The following is a 23,594-nucleotide window of genomic DNA, read 5'->3' on the forward strand; positions in this document are numbered from 1 at the left end:
AACGTTGCTCACGATCGCCTGAAATCGCTGCTCACGATCCTCTGAAATCGTTGCTCACGATGCGCTGAAATCCGTGCTCACGATCCCGCGAAACGCGCAGGCTACGGCCTCCGCCGCATGATGGTCGACGAAAGCGAGCATCCGAAGGGCTTCCTTGAGAAGGGCCGGTTCAAGGCTCTGCAATCGGATCGCGTTCGACTGCAGCACGGCTCCGCCGAGGAGGCAGCCGTGATCCGCGCCATTTTCGATCAGTTCGTCAACGGCCGGAAATCTTAGCGACATCAGGCGTCAACTGAACGAGGCGGGAATTGCCAATCACAACGGCCGGGCCTGGACCGACGGCATGATACCGACCATCCTCGCGAACGAGAATTACATCGGCAAGACCGTCTACAATCGCACGTCGCGGCGCTTGGGACAGAAGTTGGTCAAAAACCCGGATCACACCTGGGTCCGGGGCGCTGCGGCGATCGAGCCTATCGTGGACCCCGGCATCTTCGTGCGCGCCCAGAAGCTGCTTGCCGTGCGCCGCGTGGAAATTCCGGAAGATGAGATGCTGGTGCGCCTACGTCTCGCGCTCCGTCGGCGCGGTAAGCTCAATTCGCGCACCATCAACGAAACGCTGGGCCTCAATCATGTCTCCTCGTACGTGAAGCACTTCGGGTCGTTGCGAAAGGCCTACGCGCTGATCGGATACACGTCGCCGCGTAACTGCGACTGGATCGAGACCCGGGATTTTTGGGCTGCCGAACAGGCGAGGCATGCTGCCGAGCTCGCGGAGTTGCTGAGAACCGAGCTGGGCCTGCAGGCTGACTTTTTTCCTGATGGCATAGCTCTCCAAATCGGCGGCGAGCGCCTGGTCTCATTTCTCGTGGCGCGACGACTGGCGCATCGCGGAGAGGACCACGCCGCGCAGTGGAAGGCTTACCGAAGGCAGATCTCATCTGGCCTGCTTGCCGTGATGCGGCTGGATGCGGCGAATCGGGCGATCGAGGACTATGTGCTGTTGCCTGCCCCGCTGAGGGCGGGCCGGTACGTCTGGCTTTCCCCCGAGTCCCTTCGTCGACATCGGGGCGCGGTCTACAAGGAAAAGGGGGCATTGTTCGGCGCGATCAAGGCAATGCTGCCAAAAACCACCCATGCCGCCCCAACCAGCTCAGCACTGCCGAAAAAGCGATCGAGATCAGGCCAGCCCAAAGCCAAGGGCTTCGGCGGGCGGCGCTCACGGTGCGGAGGTACAAAATCGCACCGATGAGAGTGCCATAATTCCTTCGGAAGTCACCGTTCAGTTTCGCGATCTTGGACAATTCCGAGGAGGTGTCCACGTCATTCGCCATCGGGCTGGCTCCTTCGTGTCGCTAGGACCAGCGCCTTATGAACCACTGTTTTGCCCGACGAAGCAAGACAAATTTCGTCTTATCGGAATTTTCCGGAGCCGTTTCCAAGTCACCCATTGGCTCGAACCGCTAGGCGGCTTCGCCGATGTATCTCTCCTCACTCCGCTTCTGGTTGATGAGATTCAACAACTGGGCGGAGGCCCGCGCGTCGCATAGGGCGCGGTGGTGATTGTCGAGCGATATGCCGTAGATCTCGCAGAGTTTCCCTAGTCCGTAGGATTTGTGTCCCGGAAAGCGCCGCCGCATTCCGACACATGTGCAGAGCTTCGGAAATCTGAAGCGCCGCCCGATCCGCTCGAATTCGTAGGTGATGAAACCGTAGTCGAAGCTGACGTTATGGGCGACGAAGATGCCGTCGGCCATGAACTGCATGAAGGAATCCGCGACTTCGGCGAACAAAGGCGCGTCCCGAACCATTTCGTTCGTGATGCCGGTCAGCTGGACGATCTTTGCCGGAATGGAACGCTGCGGGTTGAGGAGAGAGTGCCACTCGTCGACGACCCGGTGGTTGCGGATCTTCACAGCGCCGATCTCGGTGATGCGGTCGCCGTTCGACCATGAGCCGGTGGTCTCGATGTCGACCACGACGTAATCCTGCTCGGGGTCGAAGCGGTAGTCGACCCGACCGATCTCGGCCACAATGCCGACGTCGCCGAGCTGACGGAGGCGGGTCAGTTGGTTGCGGCGGATCACATCGCCTTCCGCCTTGACCTCCATGAAGGACGCCTTGCCGTCCTGGACCAACATGAGGTCGGGGAAGCCGTCTCGCATCCCGCGGAAATCGTCGCACATGCCGCGGACGATGCTGGCGATGCCGGCCGTATCGGATCCTTCGAGCAGGGCGCGCAGCGCCTCCACTTGCACGTGATCCCAGCTGAAGATCCCGTTCGGGCGCCCCCATCTCGCTGCGACGGTGCGGAGGATCAACGGTAGGGCGTATCCGGACGCGATGGCCGCCAGCTTCTCGTCGATTATCGCGGCGAAGAGCCGGCGGAAGCTGCGGTCCTTCAGGCAATGAGGCAGCCAATCGAACCCGCTGGGCATGCGGGTGCTCTCGAACAGCTCGTCCCAGAAGAGCAGGCCGAACAGGGTGTGCCACAGCACGTTCTCAGTGAAGAAGACCTTCGTACCATCGCGCCGCAGCACGCCGGCGACGCCCGCCTCGGGATTGCCGCGATGGGTGTCATCGACGGTGATCGTGCGGCCGGACCGCAAAAGTTCGTTGTGGAGACCTGCGCGCCGTCCGCCGAACTTGCGGGCGTAGAAGTCGGTGGCGAAGAGCTGTTCCTCATCGCTGGCGGGATCATCGATTATCCGCTGAAGCAGTGCTTCGGCCTCTGTCTTGTCGCCGGCATTGTAGAGCAGTCGGACTAGACGCTCGTTGCAGTCCGGCGAAGACCCCGCGCGGTAGAGCTGACGGGCTAGATCGCTCTCGCCCGCTTTTTCGAAGAAAAGTCCCGTCCGATGCGCGGCGCGGCTGTGGAGATCGCCGGCGTACTGGGACGTGTAGGCTGGGCCGGTGAGCACGTCGACGGCGGCCCGTCTATGGACAGGCTCCGATCCGGCCTCCAGGCTGTCGAGGATCTGGCTGTAGTGGAACGAGGCGAGCGCCTCCTCGGCATCGGTGAAGCGCGCGCTGAACGAGGTCTCTCGGTTGGTGCGTAGGATCCCCAAATCGCGCAGCGCGAAGTTTTTTAGGTTCACCTCGGTCTTGCCGAAGTAGAGGTAGAGCAGGAACTCGATCGGCTGCGTCCCCTCGAGCGCGATGAAATTACGGGCGCCACAGTGCTGCGCTGCGACCGAAAAGGGGATGCTCTGTAGATAATAGTCGACGAACTTCGGCTTCGACCAGGATTTGCGGACGTCTCCTCGCCCGGCCGCCTGCGCTCCGATGACGAGGACGTCCTTCGGCAAGGACGAGACGAGGGCCGCATAGTCCGCCTCGCCGAGCGCGCGGGCCTGACCGGCCGCGGTCAGATCGGCGGCCGCCCGCTCGACGTCATCGATCTCGGGGTAGTTGAACAGGGATCGGTTGAAGATGGCACCGCGCCTGTTGATCATGCGGACCAGGAGGCATCGCGCATCTCTCGATAGGCGCCCGAACCGAGCCATGAAGGCATGATGCTCCGGACCAAGCACGGGGGCATACGTCCGCTCCACGAACCCCAACATTTCGGCGAAGTGGTCGAGATAATAGTAGACGGGCAGTTGCGGCAATTTGGCCAAGCGGACCTTCGGGGCAAGAATCGTTTGTTCTATTTTTGTTCGAGTGCCGTCCTCAAAGTCAAGCCGCTCGACGAGCTACGGGTGACCAGAGCCGCGGACTTCGGCAGCCGCCGGCGCGGCGTCTTCCTTCACGCCCCGTGCCACGATCCGGAGCGTACCGTCCGGAAGGGGGCGCTGCAGCTTCAAGGCCTCTTCGGTAGGCGCGGTCATCCAGGTCTCGACCTCGTCGGGCGTCGTGAGGATCACCGGCATCGCCTTCGGATGAATCGCTCCGACCTCGGCGTTCGGCTCGGTTGTGAGAAATGCGTAGAGGTTGTTGGTGGTCTCGCCTTGCTTGACCTTCCGGACCGATGTCCAGTTGGTCCAGATGCCGGCGAAGCAGAGCAGCGGGCGGGTCTCGTCGAGTGCAAACCAGATGTCGCCGCCCTCGGCCTTGTTGAACTCGCTGAACGAGTTGAACGGCACCACGCATCTATTCTCGACGCCGAGCCAGCGCGTCCAGTGCTTCGACTTCACGTTCCGGATGTTTGTGGTGCCGCTGTCCGGCTCCATCCGCAGCAGCTCCTTGAAGTCAACCGTCTTGCCCTTGGCCTGCAGTTTCTCGGCCCGCTTCTTCGTAGTGTCCATGAGCGCCTTCGACGACGACGGCATACCCCATCGGGCGGTGGCGAGCTCCCGACCAGCAGCGCCATTGCGGACGATCGGCGCCGTGTAGTCGGGAAAGACGCCTGGCATCGGCGCGAGATTGCCGACGTAGCGGTTGACGACGCGGAACAGCGCGCTGATGGCGGCCTGGTTGGTGGTGATGCTGTAGAGGTTGCACAAGTTTTCAGGTCTCCGGATCCGGATGCCGAGCCCTCTGGGCCAGCTGCAGCAGGGCGGCAGGCGGGCGCTTACCGGCCTTCGCGCACTTCCGGCACCGCAGGCGGCTGGCGAGATCATGCACGTAGGTGGTCGAAGGGTGCGTCAGCGCCGCCAGATCGACGTCGCGCGCGGCCTTGCACCGCGAGCATTCGATCTGCAACCAGCTATAGCCTCCGTTGATGGCCTGGTCGATTGTCGGCGACGGGTCGATCGGGCCGCCATCAGCCCACATGCGCTCGTTCCAGGACTCGGACAGGAGCCGGTCGGCTTGCTTGATAAGCGCTTCACCCTTGGTCCGCGCCTCAGCCGACTGGGCGGCGAGAATCGTCGTCATCGCGCGGGCCTTGCCGAGTTCCTTGACGAGCGCCTTGCGGTCGCCCCCGGAGAGCGGGGTCCCGTGGTGTTTTGGCGCCATGGACAGCAGCCGTCAGTCGTACGACGGCCAGCAGCCGTCTTCCTCATGGCGCCGGTCCGCTGGCTGCAGGTGTTATCGAGCAAGCGCTGGCCAACGTCCCGCCAAACCGCCTCCGGACCGTAGAGCCGGATCGCATCGGCCTTCTGGATCTCGACAGTCCTCCCGCAGCGCCGGCAACCGACCCGCAGAAGGTGCTTGAAAATCCGGTCCAGCCGGAGCTGGCGTCCGGACACAGCGGGCGCCGGGCCCCCGCCGGCGCCGGCGTCCGCCAGGAGCGACTGCCAGTATTCTGGCGGTAGGTCGTCGTCCGGAGCCAGCCCGCGCACCGGGGGGCGTTCCTGCCGACGGCAGGGGCCATGGCTTCCATCTGCTTCCGGGTGGGCATGCGGGGCGGTCGGTCATGCCGAATTAGAACATATCAAGAACGCAAGAGTCGAGTACGAGAAGATGTTTTTCAGAGGACTTCGTTGACGGGAACAGCGCTCTCGCCCATCTATGGTGCTGTAGAGCCAAGCGAAATTCAAGAAATTCACAGGTCGAAGACCGGCGATTCCCGGATAAGTTGAGGTAAATGCTGGGTAATCGTCGATGGGGAGCTGTTTCGGGAATGCTTTTACTTCACGTATCGGACATTCATTTTCGTCATCCGATCTGCAACACGAACCGCGACCCAGACCGGCCTTTCCGCACGCGCTTAATCCAAGATGCGAGAGACCGGGTGAAGTCGCTCGGATCCGTCGATGCGATCCTCGTCGGCGGCGACATCGCTTTCGCCGGAAAACCGCAGGAATACGTAGCGGCCCTAAAATGGCTCTATGAATTGGCCGACGCTTGCGGGTGCGCCCGGAACCGCATCTTTGTCATCCCCGGGAACCACGACGTGGATCGTGACGTGATCCGCGCCGATCTGTCGGTTCAGAACGCACAGCGTGCCATCGTCAACGCCGCGAGCGCCGACGACAAGGAATGGCAGATTGAACGACAGCTGCAGCACGCCGAGACGGGACCGGCACTTCTGAGGCCCATTGCCGCCTACAACGACTTCGCCTTCAATTTTTCCGGCAATATCTTCGCCCCCGAACGGTTGTCTTGGAAGGCAGATCTTCCCTTTCGGGACGGGATCACGCTGCGGATTCACGGTCTCAACTCGACCATCCTGTCGGGTTGGCGCACTCCCGAAGGCCAGAATGACGTCGAACGGGATCTCTACGTCGAGCCGCAGCAGACCGCCCTCGATCCTGTCGACGATGTCGTCAACCTGGTTATGTGCCACCACCCCCCGGACTGGCTTACAGATGGTGATCGGGTCGCCGACGACGTGACCAGCAGATGCGCGGTCCATCTCTTCGGCCACAAGCATCGCCAGCGCATCGTGCGCGACCCGAGGTACGTCACGTTCTATGCCGGCGCGGTGAATCCGGAACGGCAGGAGAAGGATTGGAGACCGGGATACAACATGATCGATCTCTCGCTGGGCCGGAATAAGACCGGGCAGCCGCAGCTCGAGGTCGCGGCCCATCTGCTCGAATGGCAGACCAGTCCCGAGGGATTCAAGGCGATTAAGGACGACGATTGCGAAATCCATCATGCCGAGGTCAGATTGAGAAACGTAAATCCGAGGCCATCGGCCGCGGTCGTCGGGCCGGCGTCGCCCGTCGCCGAGCCGCCGTCGGATGGCGTGGAGGCAGTCATGTCAGACGATCGCGCCCGTAGCATTGTGCTGCGTTTCTGGCAGTTGGACATGAGCGACCGCCGCGAGATTTCCCGCACGTTGAAGCTGAACGATCCGGCGGAGGCCGGGCTCCCGCCGTCCGAGCGGTTCGGCAGGGTGTTGATCCGGGCGGGACAGAAGAATCTGCTCGAAGAACTGGATCGCGAAATCGCGAAGAGGGAGAGGCGCTGATGGCAGAGGAAAGCGTTCCGCCGATGAGGGGGGAATTTCCGCGCTGGTATCGCACGGTGGACGTCAGCGAAAATCGGGCCAGGCTGGACAACAGGTGGAAGGGGGTCGCGTCGCTCGCAAAGGCGGCGGACTCCGCTGGCATCGAAACGATGCTGGCTCTACTGCTCAAATCGAAATCGCGCCCCGGCGACGCCGCGATGGCGGTCCTGCGCGAACATTTTAGGGCGGCGGACGACCTGTTCGACATGGCCGACAACGACCGGGAACTCGAGATCCTGTGCGGCGCAGCGCTCGCGACGATCCTCGACGGAGACGACGACATCGCTGTCGAAGCGTCCTTGAAGACGTCGGGTGCGTTCTTCGTGGGCTCCCGGAAGGCGACCTTCCCGTTCGATCTAGCCGCCGCCGCGGAAGTCGCGATCGCGAGGATCGCCGACGGGCGGCGCACGCGTCCGACCATTGGTCGGGTTGCCGACGTAGGACGGACCGGCCTCGACCAGGCCACGCGCGACAAGATGACGAAGGAAGGATTTTCGATCGAGGTCGTGATGGCCGGTATCGACAATCTGACGAAGTACACGAACAGCGTGATGGCCGACGTCGTCAGAAAGACGAATGCGGCCCTCGCCGGCATCGATGATTTCGTCGCTGTTCAGGACGAGGAGCTTCAGATGCTGTGGTGGCTCTTCGGCGCACGCAGCAAGACCCTCGATCGCCCCTTCGTCGACGTCCCCGCCGATGCGCAGCCGATCATCTTCGCCGCCGAGCTCGCCGACGCGACGCGCAAGGCGCCCGGGCCGTCGTCGGTCAAGCCGATTCTTTCGAGAGCCGGCCTCAAGGAATGCAAGAAGACTGCGATCTCGACGGCGATCAACGCGTGCGACGTCAGCTTTCTGCGCACGCTCGTGGTCGATGGCGCGAAGCCGTCCGCGGTGACGCAGCCTATTCACTTCGCCATCCAGCGGAAGCTGGAAGTCGGAGACGACACGTCGTGGCCGGCCGCGTGGTCAGCCATCACCGGCATCGATTCGGACTTGGCCGTCGCGGGCATCGACCTTGGGAATCTGTTCTATCGCGAACGTCTCGGCATCTGGTCGGAGAGCTAGGTTGGCCGAGAGCGCCGAAATCCTGTGTTCGAACTCCGCCTGCAAGGTGCGCCAGGACGGCCGATGCGTCGAGGGATTGCCTCTCGACAAGTGCACGCATTACGGCAAGCCTCTCGTCGTCGAGCAGTCGGTCAAGGCTGCGGCGAACGGAAAGAGCGGGATCGTCCTACCGTCGGGAGACTTCTTGGACCCTGAAGAGGCATCCTCGATCCTGCGTCGGGGAAGCTCGCGCGTCATCGCCGTGGTGGCACCCAAGGAGGCGGGCAAGACCACCCTGATCTCTTCGGTCTTCGAACTTTTCCTCCGCGGGCCCGTCGGTCCCCTGCGATTCTGCGGCTCCCAATCGATGTACGCGTTCGAGCGTGCCTGCCATCCTTCGCGCGGCGTGTCAAAGAACGCCGTTCCGCAAACGGAGCGCACAATCCTGACGGAGGTGAGGTTTTACCACACTGCGATGCGACGGCCGGATTTGCCTAGAATCGATCTTTTGGTCGCCGATCGAGGCGGCGAGGATTACCGGGCGGCGGCTGACGACGCGAGCACGGTACAAGGTTTCGTCGAGGTGACACGCGCAGATACTATTACGTTTCTCGTCGACGGACGGCAGTTGGCCGATCCTGTGACGCGGATTTCCGTCGGATCGGAAATTCTGGCGATCGCGCAGGCGCTGGCGGATGGAGGTGCCATTCAGGGACGTCCGCGCGTGGCCCTCGTCCTCACGAAGTTGGACGACGTCTTCCGGTCGCAGGACCGCGAGCGCGTGGAGCGCGACTTCGAAAGATTCGACGAAAAGTTCCGGCAAATGCATGGCGGCAGCTTCGGAGAAATCAGATCGTTCAGGGTTGCGGCCTGTCCCTCGGACGATACGCTGCCGCTCGGACACGGGGTGGACGCGTTGCTTGCCTATTGGGAGGAGGCCGCCCCGATCGAGCTCGTCGAGCCGGCACCTTTCGTGCCGTCGCCGACGAGATACATGCATCGACTGCAGGGATCGAGCGAATGACGGATGCATCCGAAAGCTCTGTCGTGATCTGCGGACTGCCCGCATCCGGCAAGACGACGTTTCTTGCAGCGCTTTGGTACGTCGTGTTCGAGAAGCGCGACCCGGACGCGCTCCTCAAGTTCGACTCCTTGAGCGGTGTCGATTTCTCGCACCTCAACGCCATCATGCGTCGATGGCAGCATGCGAAGGAACAGATCCACACGGAGATCACCTCGGGAAAGACCGTCTCGATGAATCTGAAAGACGGCGCCGAACGTAGAATCCAGATGGCGTTTCCGGACCTCTCGGGCGAATCCTTCCAGCAGATGTGGGAGGATCGGGAATGCGATCCGAAACTCGCCGATCTTCTCCGCAATGGTGCCGGCATTCTTCTCTTCGTTCACGCCGACAAGATCAAACACCCGATGGGAGCGGCCGAAACGACCCGTCAGGCCGGCGGGCTCGATGCCTCCGGCGCCGGCGCCGGCACCGCTGTAGGCTGGCATCCGAAGGATGCTCCCACCGCGGTTCAACTCGTCGAGATGCTGCAGCTGATGCGCTGCCCGGCGCTGCAGGTGCCGGCACGCCGCTTGGCCGTGGTCTTGTCCGCCTGGGATAAAGTCATGGAGGAGGAGCCAGACATCAGGCCGGAGGCGTATCTCGCTCGCGAGCTGCCGTTGCTCGACCAATACCTCCGCTATGGAGACGGCGGTTGGACGGTCCGGACTTACGGACTCAGCGCGCAAGGCGGGGATTTCGAGCGGGAGGGAAAGCTCGACGACGAAGCCCGCAACGAAAGGGTCGCCGCCATCCGCAAGTTGGAGGATGCGTCGAGCCGCATAACCCTGATATCGTCCGAACCGTCGCACGATCTCACGGAGCCGATCGCATGGCTCACGAAGTAGGCGGGCGCGTACCGCTGCAGCAGACGCTGCACGGTTACTCGGAAGGCCATCGCCTGCTGGCGTCGTCCATCGACTTGCCGTCGCGGGATGCGAAGACGCTGCTTATGATGAGCGATGCCTCGGGACCTGCGGCGACCATGGGTGCGGATGGGTATCTCACCGGCTTTCCGCTGGTCGAGAGCGGACACTACGCGCTGGCCCGCACGTGGCCCGCGCCCGAGTTGCCGCGACCAGGCTGTGTGTGGACGCACACGATTCTCATCGATTTCAGCGACATCCCCTCGTTATCGAGCGCGGGAGGCCTGTTGGGCCTGTTCCGACGACCCAGGGGCGACGAGAATTCCTATCGAAGCCCGATCGATCACGCGTCGTCCGATTCGTCGGATCGTTTCGGCGTGCCCGACGATCTCGCGCGCCGAATACTATCCGCTCTTTACGAAGAGCCGGCCAAGCCGATCGTTTCGATTGCCGCCGAAGTCGCGGTCCGCGACGGCCTCGTTCTGGCCATCTGGGGACAGCAATGGCCGCGCCTGAGGCGCTCCTTCCGGTTCTGTACGTTGTCTTTCGCCGACAGGTCGTCCGCGAACGCGACGTTCGATCTGCAATTCCTGCCGGCCGCCGGACGTGTGAGACCGACGCAATTCAAGGGAGCCGTCGATGCGGACCGTCGCGATTTCGTCTCGACGGCCTGGTTGGAGGACGCGGTGGCCGACCTTGGGCAGGGGTTCCAGGGGAGCTTGCGCAATTTCCTGCGCGCTGCGGGCAGCGATGTCGGCGGCCGCGAATCGTTTGAGCCTTTGGCTGCATTGCACGCGCTTTCGCTGCAGTTCGAATCCGACCCGGCCGCGGTCGAGCGCGCGATTGCGCTGCTGGAGCAAACGATGGCAACCGATCAGGGGCACGCGGCCCGTTCGTCGATCGTCCGCGCTGCGGCGGCTGCGGCCGACCGGATCGGGACCGAAGGACAGCAGTTCGTCCTGCGGAACTTCGCCCTGATCGACGCGAACGAGGCGCAGGCAGCCGCCGAACGCGTCGGCAGCGCGATCTGGCACCGCGATCCGAAAGCGTTGTTCAACGTCCGGTCTGACCCGGAGAAGGCCGCGATCGCCGACCGCGCGATCGCGGCCTTACCGCCGACGGCGCTGATCGAGGGCGTGTCTTCGACGCCGGATCATCTGTTCGAATTGCTGGAAGCGAGACCCGACCTTGCGACCGAACCGGCGTTCTGGTCGCTGCAGGGCGCCTCCGGATCAGACGTGCTCCGGCTCGTTGGAAGTTCTCCGGGCCGGGCCGACGATACGATCGAAGCGATGATCGCCTCGGGCGGGTCGCTGGCTCGCGCGGCTCAGACGGCTTTCGGAAGCGACCGGGTCCTGCGTAGGCTGCTTGCGCGCTCCGGCGACCTGGCAATTGACGGCGGGACCCGAGCGGAGTGGCTTTCGGCGATCGCTTCGGATTCGGACGCCGTCGCGCGCGTTCTTGTCGAGGAGTGGCTCGACGACGCGCAGACGCTCGAAGCGATCGCGCGCTCGGTGTCGCCGGACTCGATCCCGAACGCGTTCGGGGACGATCCGTGGCTCGTCGCCATCAGACGTCTGTCGGCGCCGCTGCAGAACGCATATCTGGCGTCCTTTCTGCTGATCCGGGGCCTCGGCAGGCGAACCTTGCAGAGCGTCGACCTGGTGCAAGCGACGTTCGACGTCGTCTACGATGCGGCCGAGAAGCGGATATTGCCGGACGACGCCTGGAGAATCCTCGATCGCAGACTGGATCGATCGTATTGGTGGGAGGATTGGGACAGGTGTGTCAGGATTCGGCATACCGTCGTCAGCATGTATCTCGATCGCGGGATCGACGCGCTGGCGTTCGTGAGGATCACGGAACGAGACGACTTCTTCGTCGCCCTGATCAGCGCGTTATCAGAAAAGTACGGAAGCCAGAGATACCTAAAGTGGATGCGCAACCGCATGGGAGATGCGGGCATCGACGGCGAACGCCTTCGGGTCGTCAAGCACGCGATCTGGTTCTGATACCGCCAACTACATCCAAGGAAGCGAGATGCGCGCCTCCGATTGCAGTTGTCGGTAGATATCGGGTGGCCGCCGAAAAGCGTCCGGCCCGCTTCTCGCTTGCAAGCCTGCCGACGCCCGGACAGCGGAGATCGGGTGGCGGGCCTCGTCCGATGTGTGATGGTCAGGCGCTGGCTCGGTCATCGGAAAGAATCCGTTACCTTAGGAATATCGGCTGTGTCGATTTCCCAAGGATTCATTCAGGAAGAGTCTAATCGTGTCCGTCGGGATAGCCGTGGGCGCTTCGGCTTAAAGTTGGAAGGAAAAGCGAGGCAGAACCGCCCTAACAAGGGTGGCGCTCAATGCCGGCACTGGCGGATGGAAAACTTGCGACTTTGGTAAGGCAGGTGATGCCGCCGAGAGCGCAGGAGTGGACTGTGCAAGTGGTCACGGATCACAAAGACGCTTGCGTGATGTTCAACCGAAACGTTTTGCGCGTTCACTGGACTTGGCCGACCGCCGTCCATGCCGCCGGCATGCACTCGATCTTGGATCACCATCCGTTGAGCCTAAAGAAGATACCGTCGCAAATTCTTAGAGGCTTGTCGTCCCGAACAGTCGTCGATGTCTGGCAGGCTTGCACGGTCAAGAAGGGCTACAAGGGACGCCTGTCCGAAAAGCGAGGATTTTTTGCCTGCACCGCAAGCGGACAGTTCGCATTCGCCAGCAACGCGGCGGCGGCGGAATTGGATGCGCTTCGCGCGGCCAGGCGGTCGATCTACGAACGATCTCGCCAGGTACGGGCTCGATCCAAGCGGGATGAAGATTATCAGGGCCTTCTGACCAAGCGTCTGTCGGGCCGAAAATATGATGGTGCGTACCGCGTCCCGCTTTCGAATTACGAACGGTGGCTGCCGAAGGACATGACGGAAGCGTTCAAACTCTATGGAGAAGAAGGCGTCCCGCTTTTAGCGATCGAGGGCGAAGCGTTCGATCTGGTCCCTTCACTGAACGACCACGATTTGGCGGACTTGGTCTATCAGTTGGACTGCGACGTGCAGCGTGCGCAGACCGAGACCGACGACCGGTTGATCGACCAGGCGCTGACGCGTCTGGCCGATCTTTAGCGTGACGGAAGCCATCCGGTTGCTTCGTCAGTATCTGGCTTCGGACGGATGCCGGATGCGCGATAGTCGATGATGATCGGCTTAATACGTTCCCAGACAACTTCGATGAGATCGAAGAAGAATTGGCGATAGTCTGCAGCTTGCTGTCGATTATCTGCGTGCAGGTTGCCGTCCACTTTGGCCAGATTGGAGACACGCTCCGGATAGGGTGGATGATGGGATCTCGGTGGGGGCTCGTCTCGGCCTGTTTCTAGCACCGCTCTTACGCGCCTGATAAGATCCAGCGCGCCGAGGATGACGACGGCACCAGCCCCCGACACTGCGTAGAAGTTTTCTTCGTCCTCCTTCGAACAGATGACGATGCAGCAATTGCGCCCGAACAGATCGGCGTCGAATTCGTCTTGAAACGGGTCGGTCGCAGATTCATCGGACGTCGTTACCCGACCATGTTTCATCGAGTGATGGCCATATTCATGCCCGAGCGCGAATACCTCGATCGCTCGAAGCAAAAGCGTCCGTATCACATTTTGCGGATCGTTCAGAGGCACCGTGGGGCTTTGCGCTTGCACGCCGGTGACCGCAAAAGACGTCAGCGCTTCGCTCCAGTCGTGAGCGAGGTCGATGTCGCGCTCCAGCATTTTACGGGCAAGATTTATGTCCCGCACTATCAGGACATGGTCTTCGCCCACTCGATCATGGGGGACGGTACGTCCGAGCAGCCTCGATATTTGGTTGATGAACGATAGGAAGTGGACGCTTACGTCGATGATGCTGGCTTCGGTTTCGAGGACGGGGAGTTGACCGATTCCGAGATCCAGCGCCGCGTCATTTCCATAGGCAACACCGGCGTGGGTCGAAACTCCGTGTTCTAGGCACGCGTCTTCGATTTCTCCCATCAAGCGGTCTAGCGTCGCGCGGAGATTGACGTCATCGAATTCCGAGCCTGCCGAAGCGCTCTTGATCGCCTGCCTGTAGGCTTCCAGGTGATCCTCGTCATCGGGTTTTGGAGGTTCCGCTCCTCTCATGAGTTTGAGAAGCGTTTCCTTGTTTTCGTCGATCCACTCGAGTTGCTCCGCCGGCGTCCGGGCCTTGTAGCCGGTGATCCTTGCCGACGCCGCCTGGCGTTGCCGGCGATAGTCTTCCGCAACTTCCTTGTCATCCATGCTCAATGACCGGCCTCCAATCGAATGCAACTTTCAGGCTGCGGTTTCAACCGTTGAGACAAGGTAGTCATCTTGGTGCTGGCTGCCAGTTCTGATGGCCCCGAATTCGTTGCCGTATGCGGTTTTCACCTCACGGCCGAATCTTTTTGGCGTTAATGTTGGGGTTCCCGGATTCTCGAAAGCCCAACAGCCACTTACAAAATCGAGTCGTTCTTACGGTCCGGAATTGAGTCGCTCTTATTGTCCAATCGAGTCGCTCTTAAAGTGGACGCACATTGATTGATCACGCTGGTGGGCCCGGCAGGACTCGAACCTGCAACCAGACCGTTATGAGCGGCCGGCTCTAACCGTTGAGCTACAGGCCCGTTCCCAATCGTCATGCTGACGCGGCAGGGAAGGGAGGCGATCGTCTAGTGAAACTAGCTCGCTTTGCGTTCGGGCGGATCACCGGCTTCTAGCAAGGGCGGCGCCAAACTGGGAATTTGAGGCATTGACTTGCCGGCTATCGCTTGGAGGTCGCCGACCATCCCGACGGTCGAATCTATCACAGATACAATCTGCGTTTCGCGTTTCGCCCATTGGCGACCCATAAACATGCGTTCCTTGTCCAGGTCGTCTCTCATGTCATTGAATTTCTCGATGACCGCTTCGACACGTTGCCGGAATCTGGTGCCGGTCAGATAGTCATAGACCTGCTCCATCTTTGTCTGCTGGCCTTGTTGCACGAGCCGTGCGCCGCATACGTCGAGCAGCGCTTGACGCAGCGCTACCGCAACGGGGAGGGCGCACCGAGGATGAGCGACCCACACGCCATCCATCAGATCGAATTGTTCGATGTGTTTGGGTAGCGCGTGCGAGATGATGAGCGATACGTCGGCGCCCGACCGCCGTTGGTCATCCCTGAGCTTCGCCAGCCAACCGTCGCTCCACGATTTGGTACGTTTCGTCTCCCATAGGATTATGCCCGCCGGCTGCCCGACGGCGCCGTTGACCTGCTGGATGACGTCGGCGCCAAGCTCGCCTTTGCCGACCGGTTCTATGATATCCGTTGGGAAACGGCTGCGCAAAAGCTCCTCGAGTTCCAGTTCGAGGACTTCGCCTTGGGCCTGTTGCGAACCTTGCTCCGCCTTGCGCTTCAGTTCCTCGATCGTACGTGCCATCGACTCGATCGTTTGATCCTTTTCGGCAACGCGAAGCCTGGCAGCGTCGTCGGCTTCCTGCCTGGCCTTGGTCTGAACCGTTGCAACGGAGGCCTGAACGCGCTTTTCGATGGTCAAGTCCAACTCACGCTTCTCATCGTCCAGCGCGCGCTGCTTGCGAATAAGTTCAGCCTGAGCCTGCTGGGCTTCGGCAAGCTTGCCGTTATTCGCCTCCAGAAGCTGACGGAGCTCGGCAGCCTCATTAATTTTCGCTGATAGTTCCGCGGCAGAGGCTTCGCGCGCCTTCTTGGCTTCAGAAGCGACAATCCGCTCGCGTTCGGCCGTCAATCGTTTCGCGACCTGGTCTTCGACCGCCTCGCGGTCCTTGGTGAGCTGTTCGCGTTCCAGACGGAGCGCCTCAGCCTTGCGGGCGACTTCAGCATCTTTTCCCGCGAGCTGTTCCTGGAAGCGGCGGCGGGTTTGCTCGAGCAGGGGCGCGGCAAGCGATTCCGTCAGTCGAATTTCGTGATTGCAGTTCGGACAATGTAAGGTAGGCTCGTATGCGCCATTCGTGGCTGCCGCTTTGAAGCTCATCGCGTTGATCTCATTCGTCGCTGAGTCGCGATTGAACCGTATTGGTGTGTCGGCGCCAGAGCGGAATGTGCGTGTCCACATGGGATTTCCACCTGTGGGCTTCAAAATCTGAAATCCGAACGTGCGGATCCGTCGAAATATTCCATAATCTATGTTATGCGAATCAAAAATGCCATTAAAATCAATTGGTTATCTCTAGCTGCGACTGTTGCCCTCTCAATATTCCTTGTTCCCGCGTCATCATCGTTGCAGGCGACGAGAAGCAGTGCCACCGGATCCGGTGTTGGAATTAGGTCGGTTCTAGCGGACTTCGCCTAAGGCTTGGCGGCCGCTAACGTGAGCCCCTGCGCGACCGGCCGCGCCTACTGCGTGACAACGCGCACTGGTAACGAGCTGAGCGCACGCAATCCGCTGCTGTCCCGGTAGAGCGGCTCGCCTGCTATCTCAATCGATGCGACACGCTCAGCCAAAGCTGCCAGTACGGCTTCGCCTTCGAGCCGTGCGACCATCTGACCGACGCAGCCGTGGATGCCGGTACCGAACCCGATATGTCCGGCGACGTGCCGGGTGATGTCGAACTGATCGGCTCGCTCCCACCGCGCGTTGTCGCGATTTGCCGATGCAATCAGCAGCAACACTTTCTCGTGCTTGCCGATCGGCACACCAGCGACTTCGGTTTCGTGCGGCGTGGTCCGGAATACATATGGCGCCGCCGAATCGTACCGCAGGGTCTCGTCGAACGCCGCGCGCGCCAGCGACGGATTGGCGGCCAGGATGGCCCACTGCTGGGGATGACGGGAAAGGCTGTAGAGCGCCATGCCGATCGCACTGATGGTAGTATCCAGTCCGGCCGAGAGAAAGGATCGGACCAGCAGCGGCGCCTCTTCCTCTGTGATTTCGCCGGTATCCGCCGCCTCATAGACCTGCGCCCCGAAACTGCCGGGAGCCAACGCCTGCCGCAGGCATTTCGCGGCGACCCAGGGCAGCACCTTGGGCGCATGGGCCATCAGGCTTCGGAAGTAGTCGTTCTCCGGCCCCATGCCGGCAAACACCATCGCGCCATAGGTCAGGAAGTTTTCGCGGCCCTCATTGTCGATGCCGAGTGCGTCCGGGAACACGGTCAGCGGGAACACTTCTGCAAGATCGCGGATCGCATCGAACGACCCCTTTTCGACGAGGTCATCGACCAGCGCGACGGCCTTGGCCTTGAACGCATCTTCCAACTTCCGCATAGCGCCAGGCGACATGATCCGCGCCAGCACTTTACGGGTGCGCGTATGCAGCGGCGGATCCGCCTCAAGGACGATGCTCGGCGGGCGCCAGGGCTTTTCCTTGAAGTAGTTGGCTAGTCCGGCACCGCCGGCATTACTGAAGTTCACATGATCGGCGAAGATTGCCTTGACCTCGGCGAACCTGGGCACGGCGAAGATGCCGTACTTCTCAAGACGGATGATCGGCCCCGCGGCGCGAAGCTCGACATAGGCCTGGTATGGATCGGCGCGGGTATCCGCGCCGAACGGATCGAAGTCACTGCAGGCATGATCGAGCGCCAACATCCCCACTGCTTCCTCCTACTGTCTGTCGTTTCTGGTTAATTGACCATAGTCATTTATCTCAAGCGTAGCAAGCCGGTAATGAACGATCTTTCTTTGCTTGTCATTCCAGTGACGTAGCGGCAAGGAGAGACCGGCGGAGATTCGGAAAATGTCGATCAAGCGGTCAGGAAATCCCGAGAGCGCGCGGCGGTTTCAGCGCCGCGCGCGCCAGGAAGCCGACAAGCAGGCGTTGCAGGTACGCATCCTTGAAACTGCGCGCAGGGAATTCGCGACGGGCACCCTCGAAACTGTGTCAATCCAGAAGATTGCTGACGCGCTTGGCTACTCGAAGGGCACGGTCCTCAAGTACTTCCCGACCAAGATACTTCTGTTGCTGGCGGTCAAAGAACGGAATCTTGAGGAAATGGCGGATCGGCTCGAGCGCGTCCGCGCGCGACATTCCAACAGCGAGGCCCGGCTGCGGCGTGTCATGGAGACCTATATCGACTACTGGGTCGACAACCCCGATCACTTCCGCTCGCTCTATTCGATGGCTGGGACGGTCGAGGACAGACGCTTTCCTGATGGCGTCTATTTCGGGCAGACCGACATTGCGCGGCGGGGATTTGGGATTTTTGTGACCTCGATCGGCGAGTATCTCTCCGAGCTGGGTGTGGAGACAACGCCGATGCTAACGCAACGACTGGCAACGGCCCTGCTCTGCGCGGCGCATGGAGTGATTTCACTGCCGCTCGGAACGCCAACTATGAAATGGCCGGATATCCGTGGCAACGGCCGATTGGTACTCGGCAATCTCATTGACGCTTGGTCGGCGAAGATCGAAGCCGCGCGGCGGACGGACGCCTGGCCGAAAATTTCAATCATCAATTTCCTTTAGATCGGCCGCACGGAGCCAACAACTCGGTTTGTGAGACTCAACTCCGGCCATGTCTGTTCTATGCCAACCGCGGTCGCCGACTTGGCCCCTACTGTGTGCCCTACGGCGCTCACCCTCGTCCTTCTTTATGTCCGCGTGACCTGCATCTTCAGACGTCGACATCTCTCGCTACCGTCTCCCTGAATCGGGCCGACCTGCAAAAGGTCAGCGCAGCGCACCGCTTACAGGAGCCACCTCCAATCCGCACGGTCGAGGAGCCGATGCAGGCCATGACCCTATCACCGATGCGTTCGATAGCGCCGGTTCGACGCAAGCGCGACCATAACCTTCATTATGGAATATCCGAATCTGACTTTGCGCCAGAATCTACCGAAAGCTGCGTCTGCTTTGCCGACCAGTCAAAATCCACGCACGAGCTGATCGTCTTTTCCGCGCCCTCGCCGGCCTCCGGTACGCTGCTCATTCACGGAACGGCAGACGTCGTGGCGATGGGGCCGGTCATTGAGGGCTTTCAAAAGGCGCATCCCGAAACCGAAGTTCGCTATCGCCTCTATGAGACTGTCCCGCTCTATCAGGAGGCCGTGACACCGAGCGATGATAGGGCGGCCGCCGACCTTCTGATCAGCTCGGCCATGGACCTGCAGGTCAAGCTTGCGAATGATGGGCACGTCCAGAAGGCGTCGATCACAGTCCGTGGGTTGCCGGACTGGGCCATTTGGCGCGACGAGATCTTCGGGTTCACGCTTGAACCCGCCGTCATCGTCTACAACAAGGATGCTATCGAGCGCACTGAAGTGCCGAAGTCGCATCAGGATCTGATCCGGCTGCTGGAGATTTCGCCTGAGCGATTTCGTCGCAAGATTGCGACTTATGACATCGAGGTCAGCGGCGTCGGGTACCTGTTTGCAACCACCGAGTCCATGCTTTCGGCCAACTTCTGGCGCCTTGCGCACGCGCTCGGCCTCGCCGAGGCACGGCTGTATTGCTGTACCCAGGATATGCTGAATTCGCTGAGCCGCGGCGACGCCGTCATCGCTTATGATGTCCTGGGCTCCTATGCACTGCGCCAGGCGGAGGCGCAACGAAATCTGGGCATCGTGCTGCCGGAAGATTACGTCGTGGCCGTATCCCGCACGATCGTGATCCCCCGCAAAGCGAAACATGCGGCACTTGCCCGATCATTCGTCGAGTATGCGCTCTCGGAAGCCGGCCAGGCTGTCGTGTCAAATGCATTCGGTCTTTCGATTGCCGGTCTGGGTACTGACCGCGAGCAGATGAAAGCGCGGTATCTCGCTGACAAACCGGGCCTGCTAAATTTTCCGACGCTAGGGCTCCCGGCGCTGACCTATCTCGATGCGGTCAAACGCGAGCAGTTCGTGAAGACCTGGCAGCGGATCGTATCACCGCAAAACGGCGTGCCTTAACGCCGCCCTGCGTCACGATGTTGCTCACCTTCGGAAAGAGGAGCCGGCATGGCTCCCCATTACGAACGTAGTAGACCTTGGCTTCAGAAGTCGAACGTCATGCCGGTCGTGACCGCTTCGGCCTTGTTGCCGGAAACCACGTTGTTGTTGGCATCGCGGCCGCAGACGCCATAGCCGTGACCAGAGACGCCCAGGCAGTAATGCGCGCCCGGGCCGTTGCGTAAGTAGCTGCCGACCAGGTACCAGCTCACGAACGGACTGAAGTGATACTTGACGCCCAGCGCATATTGGTCGGCGCTCGAGTTCAGCGTGTTGAGCGCGAAATTCGCAGCGCCGGCGGCTGCAGGAGCCGCGACGGTGTAGGTGTTGAGGACGCCAGTGCCGGGCTATCCTGGCGACGAATTGGCGTGCGCGCAGGAGGCGCTGACATCCCATTTGTCGACCGTCTGGGTCGCGCTCACGAAGTAACCATCCCGCGAGCGTTCGTTGAAGGCCGGATCGGTATGCTCCCGGCGCATGATCTCGTAGATGCCGTAGAGTTGCAGGGCCCCGATCATGTCGTTGAACTTGTAACCGGCGCCGAACTTGGCCGCCCATTCATTCGCGACGCCAACCGAGCCCGGCGGTACGAGAAGGAGACCGCCATTGCTGAGCGGCGTGACCGCCTCGTCACCAATGCGATTGGTGCTCTCATGCAGCTCATAGGCCGCAACAGCCGTAAACGGGCCCTGATTGTAGGTCAGCGAGGCGCCGTAGAGATTGCCGTAGGAACCGTCGGTGCAGCCTTCCGGGGCTGAAGTCAGTGGGAAGCCGGAGCCGCTGCCCCGCGCCGAAGTGCCGGGGCAGTTGGAGTCGCCAAGGGCATAGTCGCTGTTGTCCTTTGCCGTGTTCTGTCCCGGCGACACCATGACAGCGGCCTGGAAACCATACCACATAGGCGATTCATACCAGATGGCATGAGACGCCCGCCAATCGAACTCGGCGCGCAGGTCGCCGCCGGTGTTGCCCATGATGGAATTGTAGTCGCCGAGCGTTGCCGAGGACGGATCGTATTTCGACGTCGCCTTCTTGTACGGTGTATCGGCCTTGCCGGCCTTGATCGTTCCCCAGGGACTTTCCATGCCGATGAAGCTGTCGCGGGTACCGAACGCCGCGCGCTCCGTTGGAACGGCCGCGACTTCTACAAGCGACTCGAATTGCGCGATCGCCGCCCAGCCGGGATAGCCGTAGGGCGCGCGGACCCCGAAATAAGTCAGGTTGCTGGGGACGCCGAACTTGGTGCCCTGGTCGTAAACGCCGGCATTGAAGATGTCACCGGAGAGATCGACGTGGCCGTAGAGGGTCACCGTCGTGTTATCGATGAATGGGTTGCCTCCGGGAGCCTTGCTGTAGAGCGGCGCACCGCCACTGCTGACCACGGTGTGCTCCGGAGCGGGCAGAGGCGCGGGTGACGGAGCGACTGCCGCATGCAACACCGGATCTGTCTCGACAGGATACGACGTTGATCGGCTCCTGCCGGAGACCATGCCGATCGGGAACCTTGCTGCCGCGTGCCGGATGTCCCTGAACCTGAGACGAGACGGAAAGACAAACAGCAGTGGAAGTCCCTCTGACCAGTCGGCGGCGGCGATGCCCGAGCGCTTTCTCGTTGTAGAGACCCAGCTGCGACGGCGGGGCCGAAGATGGATGTGGTTTCTATTCACGGCCGACGGTCACCTCATCATGCAAAGCTCGGAAAGGAGGCGCTCCGCGGCGCGGTACCAAGCCAACCGGGCGCTCTTCCAAATGATGCTGCGCGCCCCAGCTACGCCTACGGGCGTGGTAAAACCGGCACGCGCCAACATCGCTCGGTCCGCAGCCGGTCAGAGAACGAGACCGTGTACCCATAATCCCTTGGGCTGAGGCTACGAAGCGATCAAGGTGCGCGCGGCGGCCTAGTAGGCGCCGAAGGGCCAGATTCGGATATTTGCGTGGCAACTGAGGCCCCTAAGTTGCCCGCACTCCTGGTCCGGCTCCCGAAAGCGCTTGCCCTTTCAAGACGAGTTTCCATGGGCTAGGATAAGTCGTTAGCGGCAAGTGCGCCGCGCGGATGAGAACTGGCTGAACATGCGCTGGTTTCGGGTTAGTGCCAGGCTGAATACATGGTTCGCGCTGTTCGCGCTGGCCATGAACTTTGCGCTGTCCTTCGGGCATGTTCACGCTGGCCAGGCGTCGGAGCGCGGTTCCATCGTGGACGCTCTGGCTTTGCCCGATCACGGTAAGGCGCAGGGGCATTCGAACGACTCTCACCCCGACTATCTGTGCCCAATCTGCGTCGCGAGCGCGGCGCTGGCTAACGGGTTGGCCTCGACACCCCCTGTAACCTTATTGGAGTTCAAGCAGGCTGCTGTTGATCGCAGGACGGCGCCACCTCGCCTCGTCGTCGCGCTTCGTCGCGCGCCATTCCAGTCCCGCGGCCCCCCCATCTCCTGACCCTCTTGCCCGCTATGCCGCTGGCTGGGGAGCCTCGCCACTTGTGAATGGTAAAGCTCCTTTCCATTTCGGAACGGCCCGCACGGCATTTTTAGCATCTCAAGCGCAGATTTGGTCAGGCGCCCATCATGGGTCTTCCGCTTCAGCTGTTGCGCCGCAAGGCGCTCGTCTCGGCATCATCAGTAGGCTTGCTCGCCCTTACCGGCGCGGCAGCGTTGGCGCAGGGCAACGCGCCTCAACCAGCCGCCACAGCCGAGCCGCAACCGCCGGACAGAACCCCTGCTCCCGCCATTCCCCCTGCGCCGCAGGAGACGCCGCAGCAGAGTGCCACGCCTGCGCCGGCTGCAGCTGAGCAGGCGGGGACGGGCAAACCTCTGCCGGAACTGCGCGTCGCCGCCCCGGTCGAACGGCGGCGGTCACCCAAGCCGCCGACGCCGCAGGTCGTCGTCAGGACCCTGCCGCCTGCGCCGACCCAGGCGCAGGTGGTCACCGAGCAGAACCAGCATTTCGATGCGGCTCGCCAGACCATCTTGGCGCCAACCGGCACGAGCCCCTATCAGATCACACAGCAGGCCATCGAAGCCCTGCCGCAAGGCGAGAATACCTCGCTGGATCGGGTTCTGTTGCAGGCACCAGGGGTGAGTCAGGACTCTGCGGCTGGCGGTGATCTGCACGTCCGCAACGAACACGCCAACGTTCAATACCGCATCAATGGCATCATGTTGCCCGATGGCGTAGGTGCGTTCGGCCAGATTCTCGACACCGGCATTGTCGGCAATCTTGCGCTGATCACCGGCGCGCTGCCGGCACAATACGGCCTGCGCACCGCCGGCGTCGTGGACATCCAAACCAAGTCGAGCGCCTTCGACAACACCGGCAAGGTCGGCATCTATGGCGGCAGCCACGAGACCATCACGCCCTACGCCGAGTGGGGCGGTACGGTCGGCAGCACTCAGTATTTCGTCTCCGGGCGCTACTTCGGCAGCAATCTGGGCCTGGAAAATCCGACCCCCTCCACTAACGCGATCCACGATCATACGGACCAGGGCAAGGGGTTTGGAGCTATCGCCAAATTTTGGTGACGGCCGGAGCCGGTCAGGCGGCGGCGGTTATGGGCTGGCGGTCGGTCGGCTTGGCGATGACCTCGATCCCATCATTGAATGTCACACCGACAACGAGTTTTGGCAACTGGTTGTGGCCATCGAGACGACGCCAGCTTCTCTGCGCGGCCTCGAGCAGTTTGAAGACCATCGCGAGTGCCGTCTTGTTGGACAGGCAGCCCTTCGATCGGATGGTGCGGTGGCGAACGGTGGCGAAGGTGCTTTCGATGGGGTTGGTCGTCCGCAAGTGTTTCCAGTGCTCGGCCGGGAAGTCGTAGAACGCCAGTAGCGTGTCTCGATCCTTGCTCAGGCAATCGGCGGCCTTCTCGTACTTT

Annotated in this window: 21 protein-coding genes, 1 tRNA gene and 1 pseudogene; 12 read left to right on the plus strand and 11 right to left on the minus strand. The window is 61.6% G+C overall.

What is annotated here, in order from left to right; genetic code table 11:
- The first annotated feature begins 117 nt into the window (after window positions 1-117).
- Window positions 118-276: a hypothetical protein gene (locus IVB42_RS13320; protein WP_247470376.1), complete on the plus strand. Its 159-nt coding sequence runs from the start codon at window positions 118-120 to the stop codon at window positions 274-276.
- A gap of 31 nt (window positions 277-307) precedes the next feature.
- Window positions 308-1,255: a recombinase family protein gene (locus IVB42_RS13325; RefSeq protein WP_247470396.1), complete on the plus strand. Its 948-nt coding sequence runs from the start codon at window positions 308-310 to the stop codon at window positions 1,253-1,255.
- Between the two features lie 211 nt (window positions 1,256-1,466).
- Here the strand turns inward: IVB42_RS13325 and IVB42_RS13330 are convergent, their stop codons facing one another.
- From IVB42_RS13330 to IVB42_RS13345, 4 genes and pseudogenes are all read right to left on the minus strand, one after another.
- A complete protein-coding gene (locus IVB42_RS13330; protein WP_247470378.1) occupies window positions 1,467-3,623 on the minus strand; it encodes a 3'-5' exonuclease in 2,157 nt (718 codons plus the stop codon).
- A 75-nt stretch (window positions 3,624-3,698) separates the two neighbouring features.
- Window positions 3,699-4,448, minus strand: a complete 750-nt coding sequence (locus tag IVB42_RS13335; protein ID WP_247470380.1) for an SOS response-associated peptidase family protein — start codon at window positions 4,446-4,448, stop codon at window positions 3,699-3,701.
- Window positions 4,449-4,452: 4 nt separating this feature from the next.
- Window positions 4,453-4,902, minus strand: a complete 450-nt coding sequence (locus IVB42_RS13340; protein WP_247470381.1) for a hypothetical protein — start codon at window positions 4,900-4,902, stop codon at window positions 4,453-4,455.
- 12 nt (window positions 4,903-4,914) lie between these two features.
- A pseudogene (locus tag IVB42_RS13345) lies at window positions 4,915-5,287 on the minus strand (hypothetical protein).
- Window positions 5,288-5,509: 222 nt separating this feature from the next.
- On the opposite strand from IVB42_RS13345, the gene IVB42_RS13350 reads away from it, so the two are divergent.
- The 6 genes from IVB42_RS13350 (at window position 5,510) to IVB42_RS13375 (ending at window position 12,934) form a co-directional block, all read left to right on the plus strand.
- Entirely contained in the window at window positions 5,510-6,805 is a 1,296-nt protein-coding gene (locus IVB42_RS13350) for a metallophosphoesterase (RefSeq protein ID WP_247470383.1), read from the plus strand.
- Window positions 6,805-7,911 carry a GTPase-associated system all-helical protein GASH gene (locus tag IVB42_RS13355; RefSeq protein WP_247470385.1) on the plus strand — a complete coding sequence of 369 codons (1,107 nt, stop codon included), beginning with the start codon at window positions 6,805-6,807 and terminating at the stop codon, window positions 7,909-7,911. The genes IVB42_RS13350 and IVB42_RS13355 overlap by 1 nt, the downstream gene beginning before the upstream one ends.
- A gap of 1 nt (window position 7,912) precedes the next feature.
- The gene (locus tag IVB42_RS13360) at window positions 7,913-8,914 is read left to right on the plus strand and encodes a hypothetical protein (protein ID WP_247297803.1); all 1,002 of its coding nucleotides are present in this window, start codon (window positions 7,913-7,915) and stop codon (window positions 8,912-8,914) included.
- Window positions 8,911-9,798 (plus strand): hypothetical protein, encoded by an 888-nt coding sequence (locus IVB42_RS13365; RefSeq protein WP_247297801.1) that lies wholly within the window; start codon window positions 8,911-8,913, stop codon window positions 9,796-9,798. The genes IVB42_RS13360 and IVB42_RS13365 overlap by 4 nt, the downstream gene beginning before the upstream one ends.
- Window positions 9,783-11,828, plus strand: coding sequence for a hypothetical protein (locus tag IVB42_RS13370; protein WP_247470387.1), 2,046 nt, complete (start codon window positions 9,783-9,785; stop codon window positions 11,826-11,828). The genes IVB42_RS13365 and IVB42_RS13370 overlap by 16 nt, the downstream gene beginning before the upstream one ends.
- 341 nt (window positions 11,829-12,169) lie before the next feature.
- Window positions 12,170-12,934 (plus strand): hypothetical protein, encoded by a 765-nt coding sequence (locus IVB42_RS13375; protein ID WP_247470389.1) that lies wholly within the window; start codon window positions 12,170-12,172, stop codon window positions 12,932-12,934.
- On the opposite strand, the gene IVB42_RS13380 is transcribed toward IVB42_RS13375, so the two are convergent.
- The 4 genes from IVB42_RS13380 to IVB42_RS13395 form a co-directional block, all read right to left on the minus strand.
- Window positions 12,931-14,103 carry a hypothetical protein gene (locus IVB42_RS13380; protein WP_247405534.1) on the minus strand — a complete coding sequence of 391 codons (1,173 nt, stop codon included), beginning with the start codon at window positions 14,101-14,103 and terminating at the stop codon, window positions 12,931-12,933. The two genes, IVB42_RS13375 and IVB42_RS13380, sit on opposite strands and share 4 nt — an antisense overlap.
- Window positions 14,104-14,386: 283 nt before the next feature.
- Window positions 14,387-14,462, minus strand: a tRNA-Ile gene (locus IVB42_RS13385).
- Window positions 14,463-14,516: 54 nt separating this feature from the next.
- Window positions 14,517-15,830 (minus strand): DUF2130 domain-containing protein, encoded by a 1,314-nt coding sequence (locus tag IVB42_RS13390; protein ID WP_247470398.1) that lies wholly within the window; start codon window positions 15,828-15,830, stop codon window positions 14,517-14,519.
- 362 nt (window positions 15,831-16,192) lie between these two features.
- Complete coding sequence (locus tag IVB42_RS13395; RefSeq protein ID WP_247368169.1) at window positions 16,193-17,386, minus strand: cytochrome P450; 1,194 nt, start codon at window positions 17,384-17,386, stop codon at window positions 16,193-16,195.
- A gap of 148 nt (window positions 17,387-17,534) precedes the next feature.
- Between IVB42_RS13395 and IVB42_RS13400 the strand changes: the two genes are divergently transcribed.
- Window positions 17,535-18,263 (plus strand): TetR/AcrR family transcriptional regulator, encoded by a 729-nt coding sequence (locus IVB42_RS13400; RefSeq protein ID WP_018456547.1) that lies wholly within the window; start codon window positions 17,535-17,537, stop codon window positions 18,261-18,263.
- Between the two features lie 260 nt (window positions 18,264-18,523).
- The gene (locus tag IVB42_RS13405) at window positions 18,524-19,687 is read left to right on the plus strand and encodes an ABC transporter substrate-binding protein (RefSeq protein ID WP_247371345.1); all 1,164 of its coding nucleotides are present in this window, start codon (window positions 18,524-18,526) and stop codon (window positions 19,685-19,687) included.
- Between the two features lie 83 nt (window positions 19,688-19,770).
- Here IVB42_RS13405 and IVB42_RS13410 read toward each other — a convergent pair whose 3' ends face one another.
- Together IVB42_RS13410 and IVB42_RS13415 are read right to left on the minus strand one after the other, a co-directional pair.
- Window positions 19,771-19,938, minus strand: coding sequence for a hypothetical protein (locus tag IVB42_RS13410; protein ID WP_247368168.1), 168 nt, complete (start codon window positions 19,936-19,938; stop codon window positions 19,771-19,773).
- A gap of 135 nt (window positions 19,939-20,073) precedes the next feature.
- Window positions 20,074-21,105 (minus strand): porin, encoded by a 1,032-nt coding sequence (locus tag IVB42_RS13415; RefSeq protein WP_247470392.1) that lies wholly within the window; start codon window positions 21,103-21,105, stop codon window positions 20,074-20,076.
- A gap of 658 nt (window positions 21,106-21,763) precedes the next feature.
- On the opposite strand from IVB42_RS13415, the gene IVB42_RS13420 reads away from it, so the two are divergent.
- Both IVB42_RS13420 and IVB42_RS13425 read left to right on the plus strand, forming a co-directional pair.
- The gene (locus IVB42_RS13420) at window positions 21,764-22,159 is read left to right on the plus strand and encodes a DUF2946 domain-containing protein (RefSeq protein WP_247368164.1); all 396 of its coding nucleotides are present in this window, start codon (window positions 21,764-21,766) and stop codon (window positions 22,157-22,159) included.
- Window positions 22,160-22,287: 128 nt separating this feature from the next.
- Window positions 22,288-23,241: a hypothetical protein gene (locus tag IVB42_RS13425; protein WP_247470394.1), complete on the plus strand. Its 954-nt coding sequence runs from the start codon at window positions 22,288-22,290 to the stop codon at window positions 23,239-23,241.
- Window positions 23,242-23,254: 13 nt separating this feature from the next.
- Here IVB42_RS13425 and IVB42_RS13430 read toward each other — a convergent pair.
- Window positions 23,255-23,594 (minus strand): transposase (locus tag IVB42_RS13430; RefSeq protein ID WP_247469853.1); only part of this gene is annotated, 340 nt, incomplete at its 5' end.

This window comes from Bradyrhizobium sp. 45 (assembly GCF_023073155.1).
Classification (GTDB): Bacteria; Pseudomonadota; Alphaproteobacteria; order Rhizobiales; family Xanthobacteraceae; genus Bradyrhizobium; species Bradyrhizobium canariense_D.

Coding starts and splice junctions, on each gene's coding strand:
- IVB42_RS13320 (WP_247470376.1), top strand. CDS start 118: ATGATGGTCGACGAAAGCGAGCATCCGAAGGGCTTCCTTGAGAAGGGC.
- IVB42_RS13340 (WP_247470381.1), bottom strand. CDS start 4,902: ATGGCGCCAAAACACCACGGGACCCCGCTCTCCGGGGGCGACCGCAAG.
- IVB42_RS13350 (WP_247470383.1), top strand. CDS start 5,510: ATGCTTTTACTTCACGTATCGGACATTCATTTTCGTCATCCGATCTGC.
- IVB42_RS13355 (WP_247470385.1), top strand. CDS start 6,805: ATGGCAGAGGAAAGCGTTCCGCCGATGAGGGGGGAATTTCCGCGCTGG.
- IVB42_RS13365 (WP_247297801.1), top strand. CDS start 8,911: ATGACGGATGCATCCGAAAGCTCTGTCGTGATCTGCGGACTGCCCGCA.
- IVB42_RS13370 (WP_247470387.1), top strand. CDS start 9,783: ATGGCTCACGAAGTAGGCGGGCGCGTACCGCTGCAGCAGACGCTGCAC.
- IVB42_RS13375 (WP_247470389.1), top strand. CDS start 12,170: ATGCCGGCACTGGCGGATGGAAAACTTGCGACTTTGGTAAGGCAGGTG.
- IVB42_RS13390 (WP_247470398.1), bottom strand. CDS start 15,830: ATGAGCTTCAAAGCGGCAGCCACGAATGGCGCATACGAGCCTACCTTA.
- IVB42_RS13395 (WP_247368169.1), bottom strand. CDS start 17,386: ATGTTGGCGCTCGATCATGCCTGCAGTGACTTCGATCCGTTCGGCGCG.
- IVB42_RS13400 (WP_018456547.1), top strand. CDS start 17,535: ATGTCGATCAAGCGGTCAGGAAATCCCGAGAGCGCGCGGCGGTTTCAG.
- IVB42_RS13405 (WP_247371345.1), top strand. CDS start 18,524: ATGCAGGCCATGACCCTATCACCGATGCGTTCGATAGCGCCGGTTCGA.
- IVB42_RS13425 (WP_247470394.1), top strand. CDS start 22,288: ATGGGTCTTCCGCTTCAGCTGTTGCGCCGCAAGGCGCTCGTCTCGGCA.